The sequence below is a fragment of the Streptomyces sp. NPDC036764 genome, from assembly GCF_055609385.1.
In genome coordinates, this window is record NZ_JBVJPT010000001.1 from 756,044 (window position 1) to 779,738 (window position 23,695).

Annotated in this window: 20 protein-coding genes, 2 pseudogenes and 1 riboswitch; of the genes and pseudogenes, 13 read left to right on the forward strand and 9 right to left on the reverse strand. The window is 72.3% G+C overall.

Going from position 1 to position 23,695, the window contains the following annotated elements; genetic code table 11:
• Positions 1 to 86 precede the first annotated feature (86 nt).
• Both ACZ69Q_RS03250 and ACZ69Q_RS03255 read left to right on the forward strand, forming a co-directional pair.
• Positions 87 to 2,581, forward strand: a pseudogene (locus ACZ69Q_RS03250) (SpoIIE family protein phosphatase).
• A 179-nt stretch (positions 2,582 to 2,760) separates the two neighbouring features.
• Complete coding sequence (locus ACZ69Q_RS03255; RefSeq protein ID WP_471035488.1) at positions 2,761 to 3,486, forward strand: class I SAM-dependent methyltransferase; 726 nt, start codon at positions 2,761 to 2,763, stop codon at positions 3,484 to 3,486.
• 99 nt (positions 3,487 to 3,585) lie between these two features.
• Here ACZ69Q_RS03255 and ACZ69Q_RS03260 read toward each other — a convergent pair whose 3' ends face one another.
• The 6 genes from ACZ69Q_RS03260 to ACZ69Q_RS03285 form a co-directional block, all read right to left on the reverse strand.
• Positions 3,586 to 4,002 (reverse strand): universal stress protein, encoded by a 417-nt coding sequence (locus tag ACZ69Q_RS03260; protein WP_471035493.1) that lies wholly within the window; start codon positions 4,000 to 4,002, stop codon positions 3,586 to 3,588.
• A 2-nt stretch (positions 4,003 to 4,004) separates the two neighbouring features.
• The gene (locus ACZ69Q_RS03265; protein WP_471035497.1) at positions 4,005 to 5,501 is read right to left on the reverse strand and encodes an APC family permease; all 1,497 of its coding nucleotides are present in this window, start codon (positions 5,499 to 5,501) and stop codon (positions 4,005 to 4,007) included.
• A 112-nt stretch (positions 5,502 to 5,613) separates the two neighbouring features.
• Complete coding sequence (locus ACZ69Q_RS03270) at positions 5,614 to 6,480, reverse strand: ATP-binding cassette domain-containing protein (RefSeq protein WP_471035502.1); 867 nt, start codon at positions 6,478 to 6,480, stop codon at positions 5,614 to 5,616.
• Complete coding sequence (cbiQ, locus tag ACZ69Q_RS03275) at positions 6,477 to 7,226, reverse strand: cobalt ECF transporter T component CbiQ (protein ID WP_471035505.1); 750 nt, start codon at positions 7,224 to 7,226, stop codon at positions 6,477 to 6,479. The genes ACZ69Q_RS03270 and cbiQ overlap by 4 nt, the downstream gene beginning before the upstream one ends.
• Positions 7,227 to 7,229: 3 nt before the next feature.
• Positions 7,230 to 7,601, reverse strand: a complete 372-nt coding sequence (locus tag ACZ69Q_RS03280) for an energy-coupling factor ABC transporter substrate-binding protein (protein ID WP_471035507.1) — start codon at positions 7,599 to 7,601, stop codon at positions 7,230 to 7,232.
• On the reverse strand, positions 7,598 to 8,299 hold the full coding sequence (locus tag ACZ69Q_RS03285) for an energy-coupling factor ABC transporter permease (RefSeq protein WP_471040017.1): 702 nt from the start codon (positions 8,297 to 8,299) through the stop codon (positions 7,598 to 7,600). Before ACZ69Q_RS03285 ends, ACZ69Q_RS03280 begins: the two co-directional genes overlap by 4 nt.
• A gap of 30 nt (positions 8,300 to 8,329) precedes the next feature.
• Positions 8,330 to 8,516: riboswitch (cobalamin riboswitch) on the reverse strand.
• 100 nt (positions 8,517 to 8,616) lie between these two features.
• Here ACZ69Q_RS03285 and ACZ69Q_RS03290 point away from each other — a divergent pair.
• The 7 genes from ACZ69Q_RS03290 (at position 8,617) to ACZ69Q_RS03320 (ending at position 16,454) form a co-directional block, all read left to right on the forward strand.
• Entirely contained in the window at positions 8,617 to 9,450 is an 834-nt protein-coding gene (locus ACZ69Q_RS03290) for a M55 family metallopeptidase (RefSeq protein WP_471035510.1), read from the forward strand.
• The gene (locus ACZ69Q_RS03295) at positions 9,443 to 10,747 is read left to right on the forward strand and encodes a M20/M25/M40 family metallo-hydrolase (protein WP_471035513.1); all 1,305 of its coding nucleotides are present in this window, start codon (positions 9,443 to 9,445) and stop codon (positions 10,745 to 10,747) included. Before ACZ69Q_RS03290 ends, ACZ69Q_RS03295 begins: the two co-directional genes overlap by 8 nt.
• Before the next feature lie 5 nt (positions 10,748 to 10,752).
• Positions 10,753 to 12,717 carry a S9 family peptidase gene (locus ACZ69Q_RS03300; protein WP_471035516.1) on the forward strand — a complete coding sequence of 655 codons (1,965 nt, stop codon included), beginning with the start codon at positions 10,753 to 10,755 and terminating at the stop codon, positions 12,715 to 12,717.
• On the forward strand, positions 12,714 to 13,649 hold the full coding sequence (locus tag ACZ69Q_RS03305) for a S66 peptidase family protein (RefSeq protein WP_471035519.1): 936 nt from the start codon (positions 12,714 to 12,716) through the stop codon (positions 13,647 to 13,649). Before ACZ69Q_RS03300 ends, ACZ69Q_RS03305 begins: the two co-directional genes overlap by 4 nt.
• A 141-nt stretch (positions 13,650 to 13,790) precedes the next feature.
• Positions 13,791 to 15,569: a CocE/NonD family hydrolase gene (locus ACZ69Q_RS03310; RefSeq protein WP_471035522.1), complete on the forward strand. Its 1,779-nt coding sequence runs from the start codon at positions 13,791 to 13,793 to the stop codon at positions 15,567 to 15,569.
• Positions 15,570 to 15,625: 56 nt separating this feature from the next.
• The gene (locus ACZ69Q_RS03315) at positions 15,626 to 15,880 is read left to right on the forward strand and encodes a DUF1049 domain-containing protein (RefSeq protein WP_471035524.1); all 255 of its coding nucleotides are present in this window, start codon (positions 15,626 to 15,628) and stop codon (positions 15,878 to 15,880) included.
• A gap of 19 nt (positions 15,881 to 15,899) precedes the next feature.
• On the forward strand, positions 15,900 to 16,454 hold the full coding sequence (locus ACZ69Q_RS03320) for a GNAT family N-acetyltransferase (RefSeq protein ID WP_471035526.1): 555 nt from the start codon (positions 15,900 to 15,902) through the stop codon (positions 16,452 to 16,454).
• Here ACZ69Q_RS03320 and ACZ69Q_RS03325 read toward each other — a convergent pair.
• On the reverse strand, positions 16,426 to 16,773 hold the full coding sequence (locus tag ACZ69Q_RS03325) for a DUF6204 family protein (RefSeq protein ID WP_471035529.1): 348 nt from the start codon (positions 16,771 to 16,773) through the stop codon (positions 16,426 to 16,428). The genes ACZ69Q_RS03320 and ACZ69Q_RS03325 overlap by 29 nt on opposite strands.
• Before the next feature lie 50 nt (positions 16,774 to 16,823).
• Between ACZ69Q_RS03325 and ACZ69Q_RS03330 the strand changes: the two are divergent.
• A pseudogene (locus tag ACZ69Q_RS03330) lies at positions 16,824 to 17,765 on the forward strand (arginase family protein).
• Here the strand turns inward: ACZ69Q_RS03330 and ACZ69Q_RS03335 are convergent.
• Complete coding sequence (locus tag ACZ69Q_RS03335; protein WP_471035535.1) at positions 17,756 to 18,103, reverse strand: VOC family protein; 348 nt, start codon at positions 18,101 to 18,103, stop codon at positions 17,756 to 17,758. The pseudogene ACZ69Q_RS03330 and the gene ACZ69Q_RS03335 overlap by 10 nt on opposite strands.
• Before the next feature lie 97 nt (positions 18,104 to 18,200).
• Here ACZ69Q_RS03335 and ACZ69Q_RS03340 point away from each other — a divergent pair, with 97 nt between their 5' ends.
• Positions 18,201 to 18,686 (forward strand): phage holin family protein, encoded by a 486-nt coding sequence (locus ACZ69Q_RS03340; protein WP_471035539.1) that lies wholly within the window; start codon positions 18,201 to 18,203, stop codon positions 18,684 to 18,686.
• Positions 18,687 to 18,710: 24 nt separating this feature from the next.
• Here ACZ69Q_RS03340 and ACZ69Q_RS03345 read toward each other — a convergent pair whose 3' ends face one another.
• A complete protein-coding gene (locus tag ACZ69Q_RS03345) occupies positions 18,711 to 19,802 on the reverse strand; it encodes an enolase C-terminal domain-like protein (protein WP_471035544.1) in 1,092 nt (363 codons plus the stop codon).
• 298 nt (positions 19,803 to 20,100) lie between these two features.
• On the opposite strand from ACZ69Q_RS03345, the gene ACZ69Q_RS03350 reads away from it, so the two are divergent.
• On the forward strand, positions 20,101 to 21,777 hold the full coding sequence (locus ACZ69Q_RS03350; RefSeq protein WP_471035550.1) for an NAD(P)/FAD-dependent oxidoreductase: 1,677 nt from the start codon (positions 20,101 to 20,103) through the stop codon (positions 21,775 to 21,777).
• Entirely contained in the window at positions 21,774 to 23,621 is a 1,848-nt protein-coding gene (locus tag ACZ69Q_RS03355; protein WP_471035554.1) for a transketolase, read from the forward strand. Before ACZ69Q_RS03350 ends, ACZ69Q_RS03355 begins: the two co-directional genes overlap by 4 nt.
• The last annotated feature ends 74 nt before the right edge of the window (positions 23,622 to 23,695 follow it).

The following is a 23,695-nucleotide window of genomic DNA, read 5'->3' on the forward strand; positions in this document are numbered from 1 at the left end:
ATTGCGGCACATCATCGAGGACCGGAGCCGTACGGTGGTGAGGGCGCGCAGATCTTGCGGAGCCTTGGGGAGAGAGGGCCTGGGCCATGGACCGTGGCACCGAGAGGGACGGCGCGGTGACGGAACACGCCGCGTCCGGACGCATCCCGCTGGCCGTGGTCGTGGTGGACCGCGAAGGCCTGGTCTCCCACTGGAGCTCCGGCGCACGCCGTCTGTTCGGCGCCACCAAGGAAGAGGCACTCGGCCGCCCGGCCGTCGATCTGCTGCCCGTCTCCGGCGCGCTGCCCGAGGACGACGACCCCTCGCCGTACGGCGCCTACGGTGCGTACGACGGACTCGGCCACGATCTCGAGACGTCCCTCGACGGGCGGCTCTACTACCCCGCCGCGGGCCGCGCCCGCCTCACCGTCCCCGAGCGGAGCGAGACGGGGGCACCCCGGCCCGAAGGGTCGGGGAGGGACCGCGTCGACGTGCTGTGGTGGGCCTACCCGCTGATCGGCCCCGGACCGGAGCGGCTGCTCGTGCTCGGCGCCGACGTCGGCCGCCTCCAGCAGGAGGCCCACGACGACGATGCCGGTTTCGAGCGCGTCGCACCCGCCTTCGCCCTGCACACCGACTTCCCCGGCGCCGAGGAACTCGCGAGCAAGCTCCCCGAGATCCTGCCCAGCATGAGCGTCGAGGAGAGCGCCCGCATAGTCGGACAGATCCTCGAACTGGGCTACCCCGTACTGGAGTTCAGTCAGAACGACCGGGTGCCCGTCACCCCCGACTGGGGCGTGCCCCGGCGCGTCGAGCGCAGGGCCCGCCGCGAGCGCGCCGCCCGGGCCGCCGCCCAGGGCTTACCCGTACCGCAGGGCTACGCCGACGAGGCAGAGGACCTCGAATACGCCGCCGTCCGTGAGCGCCTGGAGTTCCTCAACGAGGTCAGCGGGGCGATCGGTACCTCACTCGACCTGTCGCGGACCATCATCGAGGTCAGCAGAGCCGTCGTGCCGCGCTTCACCGACGTCGCCGGCACCTATCTGCGCGAACAGGTCGTCGCCGGCGAGGGGTTCCCCGACGGCGTGCCGGACACCACCACCATGTGGCACCGGGTCGCCGTCGAGCACACCGACGAACCGGGCCGCTGGGACGACGTCGTGCCGGTCGGCGAGGCCATGCCCTTTCCGGCCCACACCCCCTTCTTCCAGTGCATGACCAGCGGCGAGCCCGTCCTGGTGCCGCGGATCAGCGAGCAGATGGGCCACGCCATCGCCTCGCAGTTCGAGAAGCGGGACATCCGGCCGCTGATCACCGGCCGTTCCATGCTGGTCGTGCCGCTGAAGGCCCGCAACGTCGTGCTGGGCTTCATGATCCTGCTGCGCCACCCCGAGCGCGTCGAGTTCAACGACATGGACCGCGTCACCGGCGCCGAACTCGCCGCCCGCGCGGGCCTCGTGCTCGACAACGCACGCATGTACACCTACCAGGAGAGCGTCGCCGAGACCCTCCAGGACAGCATGCTGCCGCACATCCCGCCGCGCATGGCGGGCTGCGACATCGCCACCCGCTATCTGCCGGGCACCCTGCTCGGCCGGGTCGGCGGCGACTGGTTCGACTCCGTCAAACTGCCCGGCGCCCGCACCGCCCTCGTCGTCGGCGACGTCATGGGCCACGGCCTCAACTCCGCCGCCATGATGGGTCAGTTGCGCACGGCCGTGCAGACCATGGCCGCCCTCGACCTGCCGCCCGCACAGCTCCTGCGCAACCTCGACGACCTCGCCCAACGCCTCGGCGACTCCTACAACGCCTCGGCGACTCCTACCTCGCGACCTGTCTGTACGCCGTCTACGACCCCATCGCGAGCGAACTGCACATCGCCAACGCCGGTCACATCCCGCCCGTCCTGGTCCGCGCCGGCGACGGGCGCAGCGAGCTGCTCGACCTGCCCACGGGAGCGCCGATCGGCGTGGGCGGGGTGCCCTTCGAGGCGGTACGCGTGCGCGTGCGGCCCGGCGACCGGCTGGTCATGTGCACCGACGGCCTGGTCGAGATGCGCGGCGAAGACATCGGTGTCGGCCTGGCGACCCTCTGCGAGTCCGCCGCCCACCCGGCCGCGTCGATGGACGACGCCTGCGACACCATCATCCGCGCCCTCAACACCCGCGGCGGCCGCAAGGACGACGTGGCCCTGCTGATGGCCCGCCTCAACGGCATCGAACCCGAGGACGTCGCCGCCTGGCGCATCGCCCTCGAACCCGACGAGGTCGGCCGGGCCCGCGCCGTCGTCCGCGAGCAACTGCACGACTGGGGCCTCGCCCGGCTCGCGTACACCGCCGAGCTGCTGGTGAGCGAGCTCGTCACCAACGCCGTACGGCACTCCCACGGCCGCCGGGTCGAACTGCGCCTCGTCCGCGGCGACACGCTGCTGTGCGAGGTGGACGACGACAGTCACGAACTGCCGACCCTGCTCAGCGCGGGTCCCTTGGACGATGCCGGGCGTGGGCTGCGGGTGGTGAGCATGCTCGCGCGCGAGTGGGGCACGAGCCGTACGAGCGCCGGCAAGACCGTCTGGTTCGAACTCACGCTCCCGCGACGCTGACTCCGGCCCGACGCCCCGAAGGGCGTGCGACTTGTGCCCCGCAGGCGTACAACGGCGCACGAGTGTCGAATGCGGAGTGAAGGAATGCGCCATTCGCTTGTAGCCGCAACCCGGCCGCGGTAGACCGTACTCGCCCGTCATCTGACGGCGGGTCGGCAGCGCTACCTGGGGAGTCGGTCATGAGCGTGACGAGTCGGTACCGGGAGGCCTGGGAGGGCTTCTGGCGTGAAGCCCCCGAGGAACAGGGGGCGGTGTTCTGGGACGCCGAGCCGGCCCTGACCGCCGGACGCCATCTGGCCCTGTTCGAGGCGTACCTGACCGATCCCGGGCTGGCGATGGTGGACCTCGGCTGCGGCAACGGCACCCAGACCCGGTTCCTCGCCGACCGTTTCCCGCGCGTCGTCGGCGTCGACCTGTCCGCCGCGGCCCTGGAGCACGCCCGGCACGCCGACCCCGCCGGGCAGGCGGCGTACCGGCTGTTCGACGCCGTGGAGAAGACCGAGGCGGAGACGCTGCACGCCGAGCTCGGGGACGTCAACATCTATATGCGGGGCGTGCTGCACCAGGCCGAGCCCGACGACCGGCAGCAGATGGTGAACGGCATCGCCACGCTGGTCGGCGAGCGCGGCCGGGCCTTCCTCGTCGAGCTCTCCGAAGACGCCAAGCCCGTCCTCATGGGCCTCGCGCAGAGCCCGTCGGGGCCGCCGCCCAAACTCGCGCCGATCTTCCGGCACGGCATCGCCCCGGGCGAGGTGGCCGACGACGCGGTGCCCGAGTTTCTGCGCGCGGCCGGCCTCGGCATCCTCGCGAGCGGAGAACTGCCCCTGATCACCGCGGAGTACGGGCCCGACGGCACACGGATCGAGCTGCCGTCGAAGTGGGTGGTGGCGGGCCGCACCGCCTGACGGACCCGGGCCGGAAAGGCGCACGCCCTGCGGCACACGTGGTGAACTCGCCCGCCCTGACGTGACCGACCGTGCCGGCGGGCAAGTCCGACCGGTGTCTCACGGTTCGGTGGGCACGCACAGGACCGGGGTCCGCGACAGATGCAGCAGCTTGTGGGGTGTGGAGCCCAGCAGGGCGCCGCGCAACGGGCTCTCACCCCAACTGCCGACCACGATGACCCTGGCCGTATGGCGCGCCGCCGCTTCGATCAGTGCCTCCGCCGGTTTCTGGTCGATGACCTCCACGGTGGTCGGCACGCCGGCCTCGTCGGCCACCGTGACGGCGTGCGACAGGGCGGTGCGCCCGGCCTGCTGGACGGCGTCACGGTGCGCGGTGGCCTCCTCGCCGAGGGCGCCGGGCGCCGCCGCGCCGTAGACCAGCACGAGCGGCTCGCCGAAGGCGGCCGACACCTCGATGGCGATGTGCAGCGCGCGTACCGCGCCCGGGGATTCGTCGTAGCCGAGAACGACCGACATCTTCAGAGCTCCTTGTCGCCGTGCACGAGGTCGGGGTCGGCCACCTCCGGGCGTTCCGACCAGAAGGCGGGGGCCATCAGGCGCCACACGACCATGAGGACCACACCGGCGAGGGTGATGCCGATGCCGATGACCAGCGGCGGGCCGAGCCCGAACCACGAGACGCCGCTGTAGGAGTTGGCCGGATCCGCCATGTCGCTGATCGACTCGACCAGCAGCCAGACGAGCAGCCCTGCGCCGACCAGCGGGCCGAGGCCGATGAGCAGGAAGTTGTGCAGGCTCTCGGTGAGATGGCGCCGGTAGTAGACGGCGCAGGCGATGCCGGTGAGCGCGTAGTAGAAGGCGATCAGCAGGGACAGTGCGGTCAGCGAGTCGAACAGGGCGTTCTCGCTGATCTGGCGGACCACGAGGTACCAGGCGATGGCGATGCCCGCGACCCACCACGTGCTCACGTCGGGCGTGCGGAACCGTGGGCTGATGTGCCCGAATTGGCCCGGCAGCGCGTGCCGGCGTGCCATGGACAGGGCCGTGCGCGAGGCGGGGATGATCGTCGTCTGCGTCGATGCCAGACCCGAGGTCGAGACCGCCAGCAGCACGACCCAGTCCCAGCCGCCCATCGCCTCGTCGGCGAGCAGGGCGAAGATGAACTCCTCCTCGGCGGCGTTCTCGGACAGGAACGCCGGCCCTGCGTAGGCCACGACCGCGTAGGCGACCGACACATAGGTCACCAGCAGGATCACCGTCGACCACACCGCCGCCTCGCCAGGGGCGGTGGCGGAGTTCTCGACCTCCTCGGTGAGGTTGACCGCGGACTCCCAGCCCCAGTAGATGAACACGCCCAGGAGCAGACCCGCCGTCAGATCGGCGCCTCCCGCGCCGAAGGGATTCAGCCAGCCGAACGCCGGATCGACGGAGTCGAGCGTGCCGGTGTCGGCGTAGACCCGGTAGAGCGCCACCACGGCGAAGGCGAGCAGACAGGCGACCTGCGCGAGGATCAGGACGTTCTGCACCCGGGCCGACACCTCGGTGCCGATGACGCACACGGCCGTCATCACGATGATGAGCAGTACCGTGAGCGTCTGGCGGACCACCTCGTTGTCGGCCCAGCTATCGAGACCGAACGCGAGCAGCGCGAACGTCACCGCCACGTCCGCCAGCGATCCGACCACCAGGACGCCGGTCATCGTGATGGCCCAGCCGCCGAGCCAGCCGGCCCACGGACCCATCGCCCGGGTGACCCACGAGAAGGTCGTCCCGCAGTCCTGGTCGACCTTGTTGAGGTAGTAGAACGCCGATGCGATCAGCAGCATCGGGACGAACGACGCGACCATGACGCCCGGGGCGTAGACGCCCACGAGAGCCACGACCGGGCCGATGGCCGCGGCGAGCGAGTAGGCGGGCGAGGTGGCGTTGAGGCCGATGACCAGTGCGTCGACGAACCCGATCGCGTCGGCTTTCAGCCCCTCGGGCGGGCGGGTGTCCATGGTGCCGTCGGCCATGCTGCCTCACTTCGGTCGCGCGTGACCTCATGAAACAGGGAACCGAGGGGGCTGCCGCGCCTTTCGTGCGCGGTCGCGGGAGGTATCACCCGTGTGCCCACCATGGCCTGTGTCAGCCGTCGGCGGGCAGTGCGGGCGTGGTGTGCGCCGCCGCCAGGGCCGCCAGCTCGTCGGCGTCGCGCGGACCGGGCGCCGAGTCGTCCAGCAGGCCGTGCGCGCGCAGCAGCCGGGCCGCCGCGATGCCCCACGGCAGCCGCAGCCCGGCCTCCCGCAGAAGATCGGTGCGGGCCAGCATCGTGGCCGCGGGACCGGTGCGCACCCCGGACGGGGTCAGCAGCGCCGCGTCGTCGGCCCAGCGCAGCGCGAGATCGACGTCGTGGGTGGCCATGACGACCGTGGTGCCGTCGGCCCGCAGCCCGCCGAGGGTGGTGAGCAGGCGCTCCTGGCCGTCGGGGTCGAGCCCGGCGGTCGGCTCGTCGAGGATCAGCACGCGCGGCCGCATGGCGACCGCCCCGGCGATGGCGGTGCGCTTGCGCTGCCCGTACGACAGCAGATGCGTGGGCCGGTCGGCCAGCGCGGCGATGTCCAGCGCGGCCAGCGCCTGGTCGACCCGCGCCCGCACCTCGGCGTCGGACAGGCCCAGGTTGAGCGGGCCGAAGGAGACGTCCTGGGCGACGGACGCGGCGAAGAGCTGGTCGTCGGGGTCCTGCACCACCAACTGCACGGTCGTGCGCAGTCGGGTCAGCCCCTTGCGGTCGTAACGGACCGGCGTTCCCCCGATCGTCAACCGGCCGTCGTGCGGCTTGAGTCCGCCGCTGAGCAGCCGCATCAGCGTGGTCTTGCCGCTGCCGTTGCGGCCCAGCAGCGCCAGCGCCCGCCCCTCGCGGACGTCGAAGTCGAGGCCGCTGAGCACGACGGGGCCGTCCTCGTAGGCGTAGGAGGCGCCCCGCAGGGCGACCAGGGCGGTGGGCTCGCTCATGGCAGGGCCCTTTCCAGTACGAGGGTGAGGGCGGCCAGCGCTGCGAGCAGAGCGCAACTCGCGGCCGTGAAACGGACGGAGACCTTCGCCTCGGGCACCAGGACGCGCAGCGTGCCGTCGTAGCCGCGCCCGGCGAGCCCGGCCTGGAGCCGGGTGGCCCGGTCGAAGGACCGCACGAAGGCGGTGGCGCCGAGCCCGGCCAGCGAGCGCCAGGTCGCGGCGCGGGTGGTGTGCCCGAGCCGCGCGGCCTGCGCGTCGCGCACGCGGCGCACCGAGTCGAGCAGCAGGAAGCTCATGCGGTACGTCACCAGCGCGACGTCCACGACCGGCGCGGGCACCCCGGCCTTCACCAGCCGGGGCAGCAGGTCCGACATCGGTGTGGTGAACGCGAACAGCAGCACTCCGAGCGAGGCCGCCGAGGTGCGCAGCAGCAGCTCACCCGCGCGCAGCGGCCCGTCGTCGGCGAGGGACACGAAGCCCGCCGGACCGCCGACCTGGACCAGCAGCGTGGCCGCGCCGGTCACACAGAAGCCGAGCGGTACGCGATACGCCCGCCACAGCCGCCGGCCGGGCACGCCCGCCGGGCCCAGCAGCACCGTCAGGGCGGTGACCAGGACCAGCGCGGCTCCCGGCCAGGGCGGAAGGGAGATCGCGAGCACGGTGAGACCGAGCCCGAGCACGGCCTTGTCCACGGGATGACGGCGGCGCCAGCGACTGCTGTGCGCCGCCGCGTCGATAGGTAGCACCCCTCAGACCCTGTCGGCCTTCGACTCCTCGCCGGCGCCACCGGCTGCCACGCCCTCGGCGTCCCGCTCCAGCGCCCGCTGCTCGCCCTGCCTGCGTCCCCGGTGCAGCCCGAAGTAGTAGGCGAGGACACCGGCGCCGAGCGCCGCCTGGAGGGAGAACAGGGCCGACTCGATCTCACCCGACGGCGGCTCGTACAGCGGCGAGAACCACGGCTCGTAGTCAGGTTCGATCTCGGTGATCGCCGTCTCCGCCTCCCCGTCGGAGCCGGTGAACGGCTCCTCCTTGTGGTCGCCGAGGCCGAGCGCGAGCGGCAGCACGGCGAGCGCGGCCACGACGAGCAGCAGCAAGAGGTTGATCTTCGTGTTCCTGCTCACGGGGCCACCGCCTCGGTCTCGCTCGGGGACTGCTTCTTGGTGAGGAGCACACCCAGCCGGGTCAGTTCGCCCTTGCTGGACTGCACCAGCAGCCGCATCACGAGCACCGTCAGCAGACCCTCGCTCACCGCGAGCGGGATCTGGGTGACGGCGAAGATGGAGCCGAACTTGCCGAGCGCGCCCACGAATCCGCTGCCCGGGTCGGGGAACGCGAGCGCGAGCTGGACGCTGGTCACGCAGTAGGTGGACAGGTCGGCGACGAACGCGCCGAAGAAGACGGCGGCCATCAGCGGCACGTCGAAGCGCCGCAGCAGCTTGTAGATCGCGTATCCGGCCCAGGGACCGACGATCGCCATCGAGAAGACGTTGGCGCCGAGCGTGGTCAGGCCGCCGTGCGCGAGCAGCAGCGCCTGGAAGAGCAGCGTGATGGTGCCCAGGACCGCCATGATCGGCGGCCGGAACAGGATGGCGCCCAGGCCCGTGCCGGTGGGATGCGAACAGCTACCGGTCACCGAGGGCAGCTTCAGCGCGGACAGGACGAAGGTGAAGGCCCCGGAGGCGCCGAGCAGCAGTGTGCTCTCGGGATGCTCCCTGACCTCACGGGTGAGTGAACGTACTCCGTGTACGACGAACGGCGCGGACGCGACGCCCCAGGCGACCGCGTGCGCCGGGGGCAGAAAACCCTCGGCTATGTGCATGGCGCAGCAGACCCTCTCCAGCACCTCGTGGATGGTTGACGCGCCTTGGCCGGTCTCCTGGCTGACGGGTACCACACGCCCGTGCTCCGCCTTCCCGGGTCGCTAGGACCCAGTGGCTTGCCCGCGAGGGCAGGAGCCGGACTTCCCGATTCACAGTGGCGAGGGCCGCACCGGCATCACACCGGATTTCCCGTTCACCAAGGCGTGGTGACAGTAGTGCCCGCGGCGGGTGGCTGACAAGCACACCCCAAAGGTGTGAAAGTGGCGTTCGTCCGCTTCGTGGCGGGTTCCCTCCCGGGCGCGTAACGTGATCGGGCATGAAGATCCTCATCAGCGCCGACATGGAGGGCGCCACCGGGGTGACCTGGCCGGCCGACGTGCTGCCCGGGACGCCGCAGTGGGAGCGCTGCCGGGGCATGTTCACGTCGGACGTCAACGCCGCCGTACTGGGATTCTTCGACGGCGGCGCCGACGCCGTCCTCATCAATGAGGCGCACTGGTCCATGCGCAATCTGCTGCTCGAACAGCTCGACGAGCGCGCCGAGATGCTCACCGGCCGGCACAAGTCGCTGTCCATGGTGGAGGGCGTGCAGCACGGCGACGTGGACGGCATCGCCTTCGTCGGCTACCACGCGGGCGCCGGTATGGAGGGTGTCCTCGCGCACACCTACCTCGCGAACCAGATCACCGGTGTGTGGCTGAACGACGTCCGGGCGAGCGAGGGGCTGCTGAACGCGCACGTCGTCGCCGAGTACGGCGTGCCCGTCGTGCTCGTCACCGGGGACGACCTGGCCTGCGAGGACGCGCTCGGCTACGCACCCGAGGCGCTGAAGGTCGCCGTCAAGGACCATGTCTCGCGGTACGCGGCCGTGTGCCGTACCCCGGCCAGGACCGGCGCCGACATCCGCGCCGCGGCCAAGGAGGCGGCCGCGCTGGCGGTCCGTCAGCAGCCGGTGAGCGACGGCCCGTTCACGGTCGCCGTGGAGTTCGACGCGGAGCATCTCGCGATGGCCGCCACCGTCGTCCCCGGCGTCGAACGTATCGGCGAGCGAAAGGTGGCGTACACCAGCGAGCGGATGTACGAGGGAATCCGTACCTTCAAGGCGGTCACCACGATCGTCTCGGCCGCGGTGGAGGAGCAGTATGGCTGACGGGCAGGCACTGGAAGAGGTCGTGGCGTTCACGTCCGACCTGATCCGCATCGACACGACCAACCGAGGTGGCGGCGACTGCCGGGAGCGCCCCGCCGCCGAGTACGCCGCCGCGAAGCTGGCCGAGGCGGGCCTGGAACCCGTCCTGCTGGAGCGCACCGAGGGCCGTACGAACGTCGTCGCCCGCATCGAGGGCACCGACCCGTCGGCCGACGCGCTGCTCGTGCACGGTCATCTGGACGTGGTGCCCGCGCAGGCCGACGAGTGGAGCGTGCACCCCTTCTCCGGGGAGATCCGCGACGGCGTCGTGTGGGGCCGGGGCGCGGTCGACATGAAGAACATGGACGCGATGATCCTCGCCGTGGTCCGGGCCTGGGCCCGCGAGGGCGTACGGCCCCGGCGGGACGTGGTGATCGCGTTCACCGCCGACGAGGAGGCGAGCGCCGAGGACGGCTCCGGCTTCCTCGCGGACCGGCATGCCGCACTCTTCGAGGGCTGCACCGAGGGCATCGGCGAATCGGGTGCCTTCACCGTCCACGACGGCAGCGGCCGGCAGATCTATCCCCTCGCCGCCGGCGAGCGCGGAACGGGCTGGGTCAAGCTCACGGCGCGCGGACGGGCCGCGCACGGATCCCGGCCGAACCGGGAGAACGCGGTCACCCGCCTCGCCGCGGCCGTCACCCGGATCGGCGCCCACGAGTGGCCGCTCAGGCTCACCCCGACGGTGCGCGCCGCCCTCACCGAACTCGCGGCGCTCCACGGCCTCGACGCCGACCTGGACGACGTGGACGGCCTGCTCCAAAAGCTCGGCCCGGCCGCCCGGCTGGTCGAGGCGACCGTCCGCAACAGCGCCAACCCGACCATGCTGGAGGCCGGTTACAAGGTCAACGTCATCCCGGGGGAGGCCGTGGCCTACGTCGACGGCCGCTATCTGCCGGGCTGCGAGGACGAGTTCCGCGCCACCCTTGACCAGCTCACCGGACCTGACGTGAACTGGGAGTTCCACCATCACGAGGTGGCCCTGCAGTCGCCCGTGGACTCGCCGACGTACGCCCGTATGCGCGCGGCCGTCGAGGAGTTCGCGCCCGAAGGGCACGTCGTGCCGTACTGCATGCCCGGCGGCACCGACGCCAAGCAGTTCTCACGGCTCGGCATCACCGGCTACGGCTTCTCGCCGCTGAAGCTGCCGGAGGGCTACGACTACGGGGCCATGTTCCACGGCGTCGACGAGCGGGTGCCCATCGAGGCACTGCATTTCGGCGTCCGCGTGCTCGATCGTTTTCTGCGTACGGCCTAGGGGAGTTGGGGGAGACAGTGCGGACGCTGGCGTACGGTTCCTGGCCCTCGCCCATCGACGCGGCCGTCGCCGCCGCGCACGAGGGGCGGCCCGACTTCGTGGGCTTCGTGGGGGAGGAGGCGTGGTGGACCGAGGCCCGGCCGACCGAGGGCGGACGGCGCACGCTGGTGCGGCGCCGGGCCGACGGCAGCGAGGAGTCGGTGCTGCCCGCCCCGTGGAACGTTCGCAGCCGGGTCATCGAGTACGGCGGGCAGCCGTGGGCCGGTGCCGTCGCGGACGGCCGGCCGCTCGTCGTCTTCGTCGACTTCGCCGACCAGCGGCTCTACCGCTACGAGGAGGGCGGCGAGCCGCGTCCGCTCACCCCCGTGTCCGGAGTGGGCGGCGGACTGCGCTGGGTGGAGCCGCTGCTGCGGCCCGACCTCGGTGAGGTGTGGTGCGTGCTGGAGGAGTTCACCGGCTCCGGACCCACCGACGTGCGGCGCGTCCTGGCCGCCGTACCGCTGGACGGCTCGGCGGCCGGGGACCGCGGCGCCGTACGCGAACTGACCGACGACAGGCACCGGTTCGTCACCGGCGCGCGGATCTCGCCCGACGGACGGCAGGCGGCGTGGCTCGCCTGGGACCATCCGCGCATGCCGTGGGACGGCACGGAACTGCTTCTCGCCGACGTCGCGGCGGACGGCACGCTCGGCAGCCCGCGGATCGTCACCGGCGGCCCGCAGGAGTCGATCGCGCAGGCCGACTGGTCGGCGGACGGGCGGCTGCTGTACACGAGCGACCGCAGCGGCTGGTGGAACCTCTACCGCGACGGCGTGCCGCTGTGTCCCCGCGAGGAGGAGTTCGGCGGGCCGCTGTGGCAGCTCGGTCTGCGCTGGTTCGCCCCGCTGGCGAGCGGGCTCGTGGCGGTCGTGCACGGCCGTGGCGCGACGGCCCTCGGGCTGCTCGACCCGGAGACCGGCGAGATCGTCGACGCGGCCGGCCCCTGGACCGAGTTCGCGCCCACGCTCTCGGCGTACGGCGATCGGGTCGTCGCCGTCGGCGCGAGCCCGCGCAGCGCCTACGAGGTGGTCGAACTGGACGCCAGTACCGGCCGAACCCGGGTGATCGGCGCCGCGCACGACGACGCCGTGGACCCCGCCTACTACCCCGAGCCGCAGATCCGCACCTTCACCGGCCCCGGCGGACAGGGCATCCACGCGCACATCTACCCGCCCCACAACCCCGGCTGCGTGGCCCCCGGCGACACCCCGCCGCCGTACGTCGTCTGGGCGCACGGCGGCCCCACCTCGCGGGCGCCCCTCGTGCTCGACCTGGCCATCGCCTACTTCACCTCACGCGGCATCGGCGTGGCGGAGGTCGACTACGGCGGCTCCAGCGGCTACGGCAGGGAGTACCGCAACCGGCTGCGCGAGCAGTGGGGCGTGGTCGACGTCGAGGACTGCGCGGCCGTCGCGCTCGCCCTCGCCGACGAGGGCACCGCCGACCGGCGGCGGCTCGCCGTCCGGGGCGGCAGCGCGGGCGGCTGGACCACGGCCGCCTCGCTCACCACGACCGACGTCTTCGCCTGCGGCACGATCCTCTACCCGATCCTCGACCTGGCCAACTGGGGCACGGGCGAGACCCACGACTTCGAGTCGCAGTACCTGGAGTCCCTCGTCGGACCGCTCGCCGAGGTGCCCGCACGCTACCTGGAGCGCTCGCCCGCGGAGCACGCCGAGCACCTCACGGTGCCGTTCCTGCTGCTCCAGGGCCTGGACGACGTGATCTGCCCGCCCGCCCAGTGCGAGCGGTTCCTCACGCGCATGGAGGGGCGGCGGGTGCCGCACGCCTACATCGCCTTCGAGGGGGAGGGCCACGGGTTCCGCCGGGCGGAGACGATGGTGCGCGTCCTGGAGTCCGAACTCTCCCTGTACGCCCAGGTCTTCGGGCTGAACCCGCCCGGGATCCCGAAACTGGAGCTCGCCAAGTGAGGGAATCCGTACGGCCACTCGTGCGGCCCTCCCGGCTGGCCCCCGGCGCCCGGGTGGCCGTCGTCGCCCCCAGCGGGCCGGTGCCCGAGGAGCGGCTGGAGGCCGGGCTCGACGTGCTGCGCGGCTGGGACCTCGACCCGGTGGTGGCACCCCATGTGCTGGACCGGCACCACGAGTTCGACTACCTCGCGGGCACCGACGCCGACCGGGCCGCCGATCTTCAGCGGGCTTGGTGTGATCCGTCCGTCGACGCCGTGCTGTGTGCCCGGGGCGGCTACGGCGTGCAGCGGATGATCGACCTGCTCGACTGGGACGCGATGGCCGCGGCCGGTCCGAAGGTCTTCGTCGGCTTCAGCGACATCACCGTGCTGCACGAGGCCTTCGCCGGCCGGCTGGGGCTGGCCACGCTCTACGGGCCGATGGCGGCCGGCGTGGACTTCATCAAGAACGCGCGGGCCCAGGAGCATCTGAAGGCCATGCTCTTCGAGCCGGAGTCGGTGGCCACGATCACCTCCTCCGGCGCCGCGCTCGTCCCGGGCCGGGCGCGCGGTGTCACGCTCGGCGGCTGTCTCTGCCTGCTCGCCGCCGAGGCGGGCACCGCGCACGCCAGGACCTCCGCGCGCGGCGGCCTGCTGTGCCTGGAGGACGTGGGTGAGGAGACGTACCGCCTCGACCGCTACCTGACCCAGCTCCTGCGCGCCGGACTGTTCGACGGCGTGCGCGGCGTGCTGCTCGGGTCGTGGCAGGAGTGCGGGCCGTACGAGCCGGTGCGTGCGCTGCTCTTGGACCGACTGGGTGGCCTCGGTGTGCCCGTTGTGGAGGAGTTCGGGTTCGGGCACTGTGAGGGAGCACTGACGATTCCGTTCGGGGTGAGCGCCGAACTCGACGCCGACGCGGGGACGTTGACGCTGGACGAGCCCGGTCTGCGCTGAACACGATTCACTGAATCTCCGTCAAGAAACCTCCGTCACGGCGATTGACCTCGCCTGACACGTGTCACACCATGACAACCGGCCAGTACTTACTGGTCGGTATGCAGGGCTGTCCAGACGTGCCTCAGTGTGGAGGTCTCCGTGTTCCGTCGTGTGCCCAGATTCCGAGCCCCCCTCGTACTCGTCCTCGGCACCACGCTCATAGCACCCCTCGCGCTCACCGCACCGGCCGCCGCCGCGACCGGCCAGTACACCGTCACCGCCCTGAAGTTCACCGTCCAGGCGGGCGGCCGCACCTGCACCGTCGACGCCGATCTGTACCGGCCCGCCGGCGTGGACCGGGCCCACCCCGCACCCGCCGTCGTCGCCACCAACGGCTTCGGCGGCAGCAAGTCCGACGGCTCCACCGACATCATCGGCAAGTCCTTCGCCGAGCGCGGATACGTCTCGCTCGTCTACTCCGGGCTCGGCTTCGGCAGGTCCGGCTGTCTGATCTCCCTCGACGACCCCACCATCGACGGCGTCGCCGCCTCCGGCCTGGTCGACTTCCTGGGCGGCGGGCGCGCCGCCGACGACGGCACGAAGGCCGACTACGTCACCCTCGACGCCCCCGGCGACCCGCGGGTCGGCATGGTCGGCGGGTCCTACGGCGGGGCCGTCCAACTGGCCACCGCCGCCGTCGACCGGCGCCTGGACGCGCTGGTGCCGATGATCACCTGGAACAACCTCGCCTACTCCCTCGACCCGAACAACGCCGTCGGCAGCGGCAACGTCCCCGGCTCCTTCAAATGGCAGTGGGCCAACGGCTTCTACCTGATCGGGGAGGGCCAGCCGCTGCTGGAGCCCAACCTCGACCCCTCCCGCATCAACTCCATGGCCTGCCTGCACTTCGTCACCAAGGCCTGCGACACCATCCGCACCCTCAACTCCGGCCGCTACCCAGCGAAGCAGACGGCCGACCTGCTCGCCTACGCCCGCAGCGTCTCGCCGGTGTCGTACCTGAAGCGCGTCAAGGCACCCACCCTCCTCGTCCAGGGCCAGGCCGACAGCCTCTTCAACCTCAACGAGGCGACGGCGACGTACCGGACGCTTCTGGACCAGGGCACCCCGACCAAGATGATCTGGCAGTCCTGGGGCCACAGCGGCGGCATGTCCGACCCCGCCTCCGGCGAACTCAACCTCGGCCAGGGCAACCTGGAGACCAGCTACGTCGGCCGCCGCGTCCTCGCCTGGTTCGACCGCTACCTGCGGGGGCATGCCGTCGACACCGGTCCGGCCTTCGCCTACTACCGCGACTGGATCACCGACCCGGACCACACCTACGCCACCGCCGACCGCGTCCCAGCGCTCAGCCGGACCCTCTACCTCTCCGGCGACGGCAAACTCGTCGACAACCGCGGCAAGGTGACGCGCGGCAGCCGTACCTACACCAACTGGCTCGTCCCCACCAGCCACTCGGAGAGCTCGCTCGCCGGGCTCATCGGCCTCCCGGACCCGGCGCCGTACGACACCCCGGGCACCCACCTCGCCTGGACCAGCGAGCCGCTCACGCGCACCACCGACGTCGTCGGCGCGCCCCGGGCCACGCTGCGGGTCGTCTCGCCGAAGGCCGAGCGGACCCAGCACTCCCAGGACGCCGCCGACAAGCTCGTGCTCTTCGCCAAGCTGTACGACGTCGCCCCCGACGGCACCCGGACGCTGGTGCGCCGGCTCGTCGCGCCGGTGCGCGTGCCCGACGTGAGGCGGACTTTCACCGTGACACTGCCGGGGATCGTGCACCGGTACGACAAGGGGCACCGGCTGCGGTTCGTGATCGCGGCGAGTGACGACGCGTACTTCGGGAACCGGGGGATCAAACCGGTGACCGTGGTCAGCACACCCCAGGACACCGGGGTGCTGCAGTTGCCGGTGATCGGGTAGCGCCGCGTCGGGCGCTCACCGTGCGTGATCGCCACTTCGGGAGGATCCTTGGTGATATGACCGCGAAGACGTCGGAGAGCGGCACGAAGGCCGGCGGGAAGCGCGGTGGCCTGGCCGGGGCGATGACCCCGGCCAGGATCACCGTGCTGGTGCTCGCCGTCCTCGTCCTGGTCTTCATCTTCGAGAACACCGGCAAGACCGAGATCCGGCTGCTGGTCCCCCTGGTGACGCTGCCGCTATGGCTGGCGCTGCTGGCCATGGGCATCATCGGCGCACTGTTCGGGGCGTACTTCATGCGACGGCGCCGTTAGCGGGTCGTAGGCTGGCGCAATGCCGCACCCCGCGTCCCGCTATCTCGCCGAAGGCCCACGCGTGGGCATACGTCACTTCACCCACGAGGACGCCGCCGAGTTCACCGCGCGTGCCCGGGAGAGCAGGCAACTGCACCGTCCGTGGCTCTTCCCGCCGGACGGCAACGCCGCCTACGCCGCCTATGCCGGGCGACTGATCGAGGATCCGACCAAGGCGGGGTTCCTTGTCTGCGCGAAGGACGACGGAGGGGGCATCGCCGGGTTCGTCAACATCAACAACATCGTCGAGGGCGCCTTCAAGAGCGGCGCCCTCGGCTACGGCGCCTTCGTCCACGCGGCCGGCCGCGGCCTGATGCGGCAAGGACTCGACCTGGTGGTGGGGCACGCCTTCGGCCCGATGCGGCTGCACCGGCTGGAGATCAACGTCCAGCCCGCCAACACCGGCTCCATCGCCCTCGCCCGCGCCTGCGGCTTCCGCCTGGAGGGGTTCTCGCCGAACATGCTCTACATCGACGGGGCCTGGCGCGACCACGAACGGTGGGCGATCACCGCCGAGATGCGGACTTCCGGTTGATCTTCATCGTGTCGAGGTCCGTGACCGTCGACCTCAGATCCCTGAAGCCGTAGCCCAGCTCCCGCAGCGCGCTCTCGGCCCGGTCCTCGGCGAGCGCGCCGGCCATCTCCTCGCCGTCGGCCGCGTCGGAGCGCACGACATAGCGCATCGAGAAGTGCTTGAGCGGGGACGGCTCGTAGGAGAGCGACCCCTCCTCGGTGAACCGCATGCTGGTCAGACCGTGCCCGCCGGCCTCGGCGAGCAGCCGCGCCCGGGCCTCGTCGGTGAGCCCGTCCCAGGTGCCCCGGACGATCACCCGGTAGGTGTGCTGCTCGCTCATGTTCCCGCTCCCGTGTATCGGCATTGAGGGCCGACTCTACGTCCGCGAGGATGGGGCGCACGCGGAATATCGTGGTGCTCGACGCCCCCTCCAACCTGGGCCTGCGCCCGCCCGCCCCCGGCACCGTGCCCGGCTGCCACAAGCTCGCCGGAGCGCTGCGGGAGCAGCGGATCGCGCAGCGGCCGCGCTGCGCTGGAGGGCGGGGTCGTGGTCCCGCCGCGCTACGACCGCGGGGACTGGCAGGAGGGCGACGGCGTCTTCAACGCGGCCGCCCTCGCCTCCTACACCCGCAAGCCGGCCGACCGCATCGAGCAGCATGTGCGCGCCGGCGACTTCCCGCTCGTGCTGGGCGGCGACTGCTCGATCAACCTCGGCGCGGCCCTCGCGCTGCGCCGCGCCGGCCGGTACGGGCTGGCCGTCGATGGGGGTACCTCCCACGCCCTTAAGGCTGTGGGGGAGCCTCACCCGACTTCTGGCACCCCCGCAACTCCGACCGGGTCGGCGCGGCGGGCGGCGAGGAGGTCGCCCTCGCCACCGGACGCAGGCAGGAGGACCTGACGGACCTGGAGGGGCTGCGGCCCTATCTGCGGGACGAGGACGTGCGGTACTTCGGCATCCGCGACTGCTTCGAGGAGGACCGCGCCGAGCTCGCCGAGCTTAAGATCCCCGTGGTGACCGTCGGTGACCTGCGCGAATGGGGCGCCGAAGCACTGGCGACCGTCACCCGGCAGGCCTTCGAGGTCCCGCAACTGGACGGCTTCTGGGTGCACCTGGACGCCGACGTCCTCGACCCGTCCGTCATGCCCGCCGTGGACAGCCCCGACCCGGACGACCTCACACCCGACGAACTGGTCGCGCTGCTGCGGCCGTTGCTCGCCTCCGCGCACTGCGTCGGCCTCAACGTCACGATCTACGACCCCGACCTGGACCCGGAGGGCACGGCCGGGGCGCTGCTCACCGACGTGGTCGTGACGGCCCTGGGCTACTCCTGACGGTCCACGTACTCGTAGATCGCGCCGTCCGGGTGCATCGCGATCAGATTGCGGCCCACCGGAGTCGCCACCGGCCCGGCGACGATGTGCGCGCCCAGTTCGCTGAGCACCCGGCGGGCCTCCTCGACGTCCTTGACGGCGATCGTCGCGGCGACCTTGCGCAACACCTCCAGCTCCGCCGCGGGGCCGCTCATCAGCAGGAAGCAGCCGACCGCGGCCACCTGGACGCCGCCGCGTTCGAAGCGGAGTGCTCTGCCGCCGGCGAGGCGTTCGTAGAAGGGGACCGCGGTCTCCAGGTCGTCGACGCATACGCGCAGCGTGGCTCCCAGAATGTCCATGCGGGAAGCCTAGTTGGGAGCGGCCGGACACGGAGATCGTTTCACGCGATCCCCTCACTCCCCGTTACGCCCATGCCGGCAGGGGTACCCGATGGCCATGGATCGCTTGGATCATCTTGAGCATCTGGACAAGCAACTGGTCGACGAGCTGGCGCAGGTGGCGCGGGAGACCGTACGCGACGAACTGCGCGAGCAGACGCGCCGGCAGCGCCGTCGCGCCATGCTGTACGCCGGGTCCGGTGCCGTCGCCCTGTACGCGGGCGCGGCCCTCGCGCTCGCCATGGGGCTCGGCCTCGCCGCCGCGCTGCCCGACTGGGCGGCCGCGCTGATCACCGCGGTGATCCTCGGCGTGCTGGCGTACCTGCTGCGCGGCGCGGCACGGCCGGCGCCGGACGCGGCGGCCGGGACCCCGCACGGGCAGGCCCTCGGCGACACGGCGCCGGGCACCGCGCCCGGCGGGCTCGGCATGCCGTATCCGCCGATGCCGCCCGCACCGCCGCAGGCGGGAGCGCCGGACACGGCCGGGACGCCGGCGCAGCAGCCGGACGGCATCGACCCGGAGCAGCCGCACCACAGGGCCTGACGCGCGGGCCGTCGACCGGCGCCGTCACGCGACCCGGTACTGCTCCGCCTCTTCCGTGCGCAACGTCAGCCCGTGCCCGAGGCCCTGGACCGGCGTGATCGTGCCGCCCGTCGGGTCCAGGGCGCCGGTGAACAGCATGTCCTCCAGGCGCACGTGGTCGTGGAACCACTCGATGTGCCGCAGGTTGGGGATCGCGGCGGCCACTGCGGCGTGGGCGTGCGGGGCGCGGTGGGCCGAGACCTCCAGGCCGTGGGCCTGCGCCAGGGCGGCGGCACGCAGGAACTCCGTCAGACCGCCGCAGCGGGTGGCGTCGATCTGCAGGCAGTCGACCGCTCCGGCCGAGATCATGCGGGCGAAGTACGGGAGGTCGTAGCCGTACTCACCTGCCGTGACGTCGCACGGCAGGCTGTCGCGGATCAGCCGCAGACCCGTCAGATCGTCCGAGGGCACCGGCTCCTCGAACCAGCCGACGTCCATCTCGGCGAGCCGGCGGCCGACGCGGACCGCCTGTTTGCGGGTGTAGGCGCCGTCGGCGTCCACGTACAACTCGGCCTCGGGGCCGATCACTTGGCGCGCGGTCCGGACGCGGGCCAGGTCGCGCACCGTCGCGTGGCCCCGGTCCTCGCCGATCTTGATCTTCACGCGCGGAATGTGCTGGCCGTGCACCCAGCCGTTGAGCTGCGCGGCCAGATGCTTGTCGTGGTACGTCGTGAAGCCGCCGCTGCCGTAGACGGGGACATGCTCCCGGCAGACCCCCAGCAGCTTCGCGAGCGGCAGCTCCAGGAGGCGGGCCTTGAGGTCCCACAGGGCGATGTCCAGCGCCGAGATCGCGCACGCGGCGATCCCCGGCCGGCCCGCGTTGCGGACCGCGCGGCACATCGCGTCGTGTGCCGCCGGGACGTCCAGGGCGCCACGGCACGCGATCAGCGGAGCCAGATGGTCGCGCAGGAAATCGCCGACCGCCGCCGGGCCGTACGTCCAGCCGGTGCCGGTCGAGTCGCCCGAGGCCACCTCGGCGATCACCAGGGTCGTGGAGTTCCAGCCCAGGGTGCCGTCCGCCTCGGGGGCGTCGGTGGGCACCGTGTAGACGGACACCGCGGGGAGGCGGAGTTTCATCGCGCCGGCCCGTCCCCCGTCACCGCTGTCGTCGCCGGCGCGCCGTGCGCCCGGGGGCGGGCGGGACGGCACTCCTCGCTCGCCGTGACCTCGTCGTACGCGGGCATGCGGAACACCTCCGGGACTGCCGCCGGGGCGGCGCGGACGGATCGCCGTCCGGGTACCCGCAGGCACCGCGGGAAACCGGGCCGGACGGGCGACGGAGCGGAAGTCCGGGGCTGCCCGGCGGACGTTTGGCGCCCCTGGCCCGGGGGACGCGGAAGGCTCCCGAGGTACGCGACAGCGTCGGAGGCGCACCGTGAGTCGACCCCGCATCGTGATCGTCGGCGCCGGATTCGCCGGGTACCGGGCGGCCCGCGTCCTGTCCCGGCTCACCCGGCACAAAGCCGACATCACCCTGCTGAACCCGACCGACTACTTCCTGTATCTGCCCCTGCTGCCCCAGGTCGCCGCCGGCATCCTGGAGCCACGCAGGGTGACCGTCTCGCTATCCGGCACGCTGCCGGACGTGCGGCTCGTGCTGGGCGAGGCCGACGCGGTCGATCTCGACGGGCACACCGTGCGCTACACGGGTCCCGAGGGCGACGGCGGCACCCTGTCCTTCGACCGGCTGATCCTCGCCGCGGGCAGCGTCAACAAGCTGCTGCCCATCCCCGGCGTCGCCGAGCACGCGCACGGTTTCCGCGGCCTGCCCGAGGCGCTGTACCTGCGGGACCACGTGATCCGGCAGATGGAGCTGGCGGCGTCGGCCGACGACCCCGCGAGCTGCTCGGCACGCTGCACGTTCGTCGTGGTCGGCGCCGGATACACCGGAACCGAGGTCGCCGCGCAGGGCAAGCTCTTCACCGACTCCCAGGTCCGCAGGCGCCCGCTGCGGGCGGGTATGCGGCCGCGCTGGCTGCTGCTCGACACCGCCGAGCGGGTCCTGCCGGAGCTGGACGAGAAGCTGTCGCGCACGGCAGACCGGGTCCTGCGGCAGCGGGGCGTCGAGGTGCGGACGGGAACCTCCGTGCAGGAGGCCACGCATCGCGGGGTGCTGCTGACCGACGGTGAGTTCGTCGACACCCGCACGCTCGTGTGGTGCGTCGGCGTACGGCCCGATCCGCTCGCCGCCTCGCTCGAACTGCCCCTGGAGAAGGGCCGGCTGCTCGTCGACCCCTACCTTCAGGTGCCCGGCCGGCCCGGACTGTTCGCCGCCGGGGACGCGGCCGCCGTGCCCGACCTGGAGAAGCCCGGCACGTACACGCCGATGACCGCCCAGCACGCCTGGCGGCAGGGCAAGGCCGTGGCGCACAACGTCGCCGCGTCACTGGGCCTGGCGGAGCGGCGTGCCTACCGCCACCGTGACCTGGGCTTCGTCGTCGACCTGGGCGGCGTCAAGGCCGCCGCCAACCCGCTGGGCATCCCCCTGTCCGGTGTGGCCGCGGGGGCGGTCACCCGCGGCTACCACCTCGCCGCGATGCCCGGCAACCGGGTCCGCGTCGCCGCCGACTGGCTCCTTGACGCCGTACTGCCGCGCCAGGCCGTCCAGTTGGGCCTCGTGCGGGCGTGGTCGGTTCCGCTGGACACGGCCTCGCCCGAGGTGGCCCGGGTGCCGGGCGGCCCCGAGAAGGAACGGGCGGGGCGTTCGGAGCCGTCCCGAGGCCCGCGCGAGGGGAGCCGGCCGCACGCCGGTGAGGGATCAGAGCCGCCGGACCTCATCCAGGACCCCGACGCCGCCAAGCACACCGAACCCCCGGGGCCCGTGTGCCGGCCGGACCTTCCGGAGGGCCACGAGCCGTCCTCCGGCACCTTCACGCACCCTGCTCCGCCCTCCGGCGCCGGAGCACATCACGGCCCGCGCGCCGCCACCGCGGCAGACGCCGGCCCCTCCTCCTCCGACGCCCCGGCCGTCCACAAGCCGCGTCCCAGGGACCCCACACCGCTCGCCCCGCCGAAACCCGGCACGCCCGCCTCCTCTGAAGGAGACTCATGAACACCGCCGAACTGACCGAGCTCGCCCAGCAGTTGAGGGTGGACAGTGTGCGGGCGTCCGCCGCCGCGGGATCGGGGCATCCGACGTCGTCGATGTCCGCCGCGGATCTGATGGCCGTTCTCCTCGCACGGCATCTGCGGTACGACTTCGAGCGGCCCGCCCACCCGGGCAACGACCGGTTCGTCCTGTCCAAGGGGCATGCCACGCCGCTGCTGTACTCCGCCTACAAGGCCGTCGGCGCCATCGAGGACGGCGAGCTGCTCACCTTCCGCCGGATCGGCAGCCGCCTCGAAGGGCACCCCACCCCGCGCCGGGTGCCGTGGGTGGAGACCGCGAGCGGCTCGCTCGGGCAGGGGCTGCCGATCGGCGTCGGCATCGCGCTGGCCGGAAAGCGGCTGGACCGCGCCGGCTACCGGGTGTGGGTGCTGTGCGGGGACAGCGAACTAGCCGAGGGCTCCGTGTGGGAGGCCGCCGAACACGCGGCGTACGAGCATCTGGACAACCTGACCGCCATCGTGGACGTGAACCGGCTGGGCCAGCGCGGCCCGACCCGGCACGGTCACGACCTCGACGCCTACGCCCGCCGCTTCCAGGCGTTCGGCTGGCACACCGTGGAGGTCGACGGACATGACGTGGACGCCGTGGACCGTGCCTACGGGGAGGCCCGCTCCACCACCGGGCAGCCCACCGTCATCCTCGCCCGCACCCTCAAGGGCAAGGGCGTCTCGGACGTCGAGGACCGCGAGGGACTGCACGGCAAGCCGCTGCCGGACGCCGAGGCGGCCATCGCCGAACTCGGCGGACCACGCGATCTGCGGGTCCGGGTGCACGAGCCGCCCGCGGTCCGCGCCCTGCACTCCGTGCCCGCCGGACACCTCGAACTGCCCCGCTGGGAGAAGGGGGACGAGGTCGCCACCCGCAACGCCTACGGCGAGGCGCTCGCCGCCCTCGGCTCCGCACGCTTCGACGTCGTCGCCCTCGACGGCGAGGTCAGCGACTCCACCCGCGCCGAGTTCTTCGCCAAGGAACACCCCGACCGGTTCTTCGAGTGCTACATCGCCGAGCAGCAGATGGTCGCCGCCGCGGTGGGGCTCGCCACGCGAGGCCGGGTGCCGTACGCCTCGACCTTCGCGGCCTTCCTGACCCGCGCCCACGACTTCGTGCGCATGGCGTCGGTCAGCGGCGTCGGGATCAACCTCGTCGGCTCGCACGCCGGTGTCGCCATCGGGCAGGACGGGCCGAGCCAGATGGGCCTGGAGGACCTGGCGATGATGCGGGCGGTGCACGACTCGACCGTGCTGTACCCGTGCGACGCCAACCAGACCGCGAAGCTCGTGGTCGCCATGGCAGGGCTGGACGGCATCCGCTATCTGCGCACCTCGCGCGGCGCCGGTCCGGTGATCTACGGGCCCGACGAGGAGTTCCCGGTCGGCGGCAGCAAGGTGCTGCGCGCCGGGGACCACGACCGGCTGACCGTCGTCGCGGCAGGCGTCACCGTGCACGAGGCGCTCGCCGCCGCCGACGTCCTGCACCGCGAGGGCATTGCCGTCAGGGTGATCGACCTCTACTCCGTCAAGCCCGTCGACCGCCCGACGCTGCGTCAGGCCGCCGAGGACACCGGCCTGTTGCTCACGGTGGAGGACCACCACGAGGAGGGCGGTCTCGGCGACGCCGTCCTGGACGCCTTCCTCGACGGCCGTCCCGTGCCGCGCCTGGTGCGGCTCGCCGTGCGCACGATGCCGGGCTCGGCGTCCCCGGACGAGCAGTTGCACGCGGCCGGCATCGACGCCGCGTCCATCGCCGCCGCGGGCAAGCTGCTGGTGGAGGAGGCGGTCGTACGGTGACCGCAGGGTCCGCCACACGGTCCGCGACGACACCGCGAACCCCCTGTGCCTCACTGATCAGGCCTGCCTCACCC

What these genes read in the sequence shown, in the direction of transcription:
- ACZ69Q_RS03255 (WP_471035488.1), top strand. Translation starts at nt 2,761, where the DNA reads ATGAGCGTGACGAGTCGGTACCGGGAGGCCTGGGAGGGCTTCTGGCGT.
- ACZ69Q_RS03260 (WP_471035493.1), bottom strand. Translation starts at nt 4,002, where the DNA reads ATGTCGGTCGTTCTCGGCTACGACGAATCCCCGGGCGCGGTACGCGCG.
- ACZ69Q_RS03265 (WP_471035497.1), bottom strand. Translation starts at nt 5,501, where the DNA reads ATGGCCGACGGCACCATGGACACCCGCCCGCCCGAGGGGCTGAAAGCC.
- ACZ69Q_RS03270 (WP_471035502.1), bottom strand. Translation starts at nt 6,480, where the DNA reads ATGAGCGAGCCCACCGCCCTGGTCGCCCTGCGGGGCGCCTCCTACGCC.
- ACZ69Q_RS03285 (WP_471040017.1), bottom strand. Translation starts at nt 8,299, where the DNA reads ATGCACATAGCCGAGGGTTTTCTGCCCCCGGCGCACGCGGTCGCCTGG.
- ACZ69Q_RS03290 (WP_471035510.1), top strand. Translation starts at nt 8,617, where the DNA reads ATGAAGATCCTCATCAGCGCCGACATGGAGGGCGCCACCGGGGTGACC.
- ACZ69Q_RS03295 (WP_471035513.1), top strand. Translation starts at nt 9,443, where the DNA reads ATGGCTGACGGGCAGGCACTGGAAGAGGTCGTGGCGTTCACGTCCGAC.
- ACZ69Q_RS03315 (WP_471035524.1), top strand. Translation starts at nt 15,626, where the DNA reads ATGACCGCGAAGACGTCGGAGAGCGGCACGAAGGCCGGCGGGAAGCGC.
- ACZ69Q_RS03320 (WP_471035526.1), top strand. Translation starts at nt 15,900, where the DNA reads ATGCCGCACCCCGCGTCCCGCTATCTCGCCGAAGGCCCACGCGTGGGC.
- ACZ69Q_RS03325 (WP_471035529.1), bottom strand. Translation starts at nt 16,773, where the DNA reads ATGAGCGAGCAGCACACCTACCGGGTGATCGTCCGGGGCACCTGGGAC.
- ACZ69Q_RS03335 (WP_471035535.1), bottom strand. Translation starts at nt 18,103, where the DNA reads ATGGACATTCTGGGAGCCACGCTGCGCGTATGCGTCGACGACCTGGAG.
- ACZ69Q_RS03340 (WP_471035539.1), top strand. Translation starts at nt 18,201, where the DNA reads ATGGATCGCTTGGATCATCTTGAGCATCTGGACAAGCAACTGGTCGAC.
- ACZ69Q_RS03345 (WP_471035544.1), bottom strand. Translation starts at nt 19,802, where the DNA reads ATGAAACTCCGCCTCCCCGCGGTGTCCGTCTACACGGTGCCCACCGAC.
- ACZ69Q_RS03355 (WP_471035554.1), top strand. Translation starts at nt 21,774, where the DNA reads ATGAACACCGCCGAACTGACCGAGCTCGCCCAGCAGTTGAGGGTGGAC.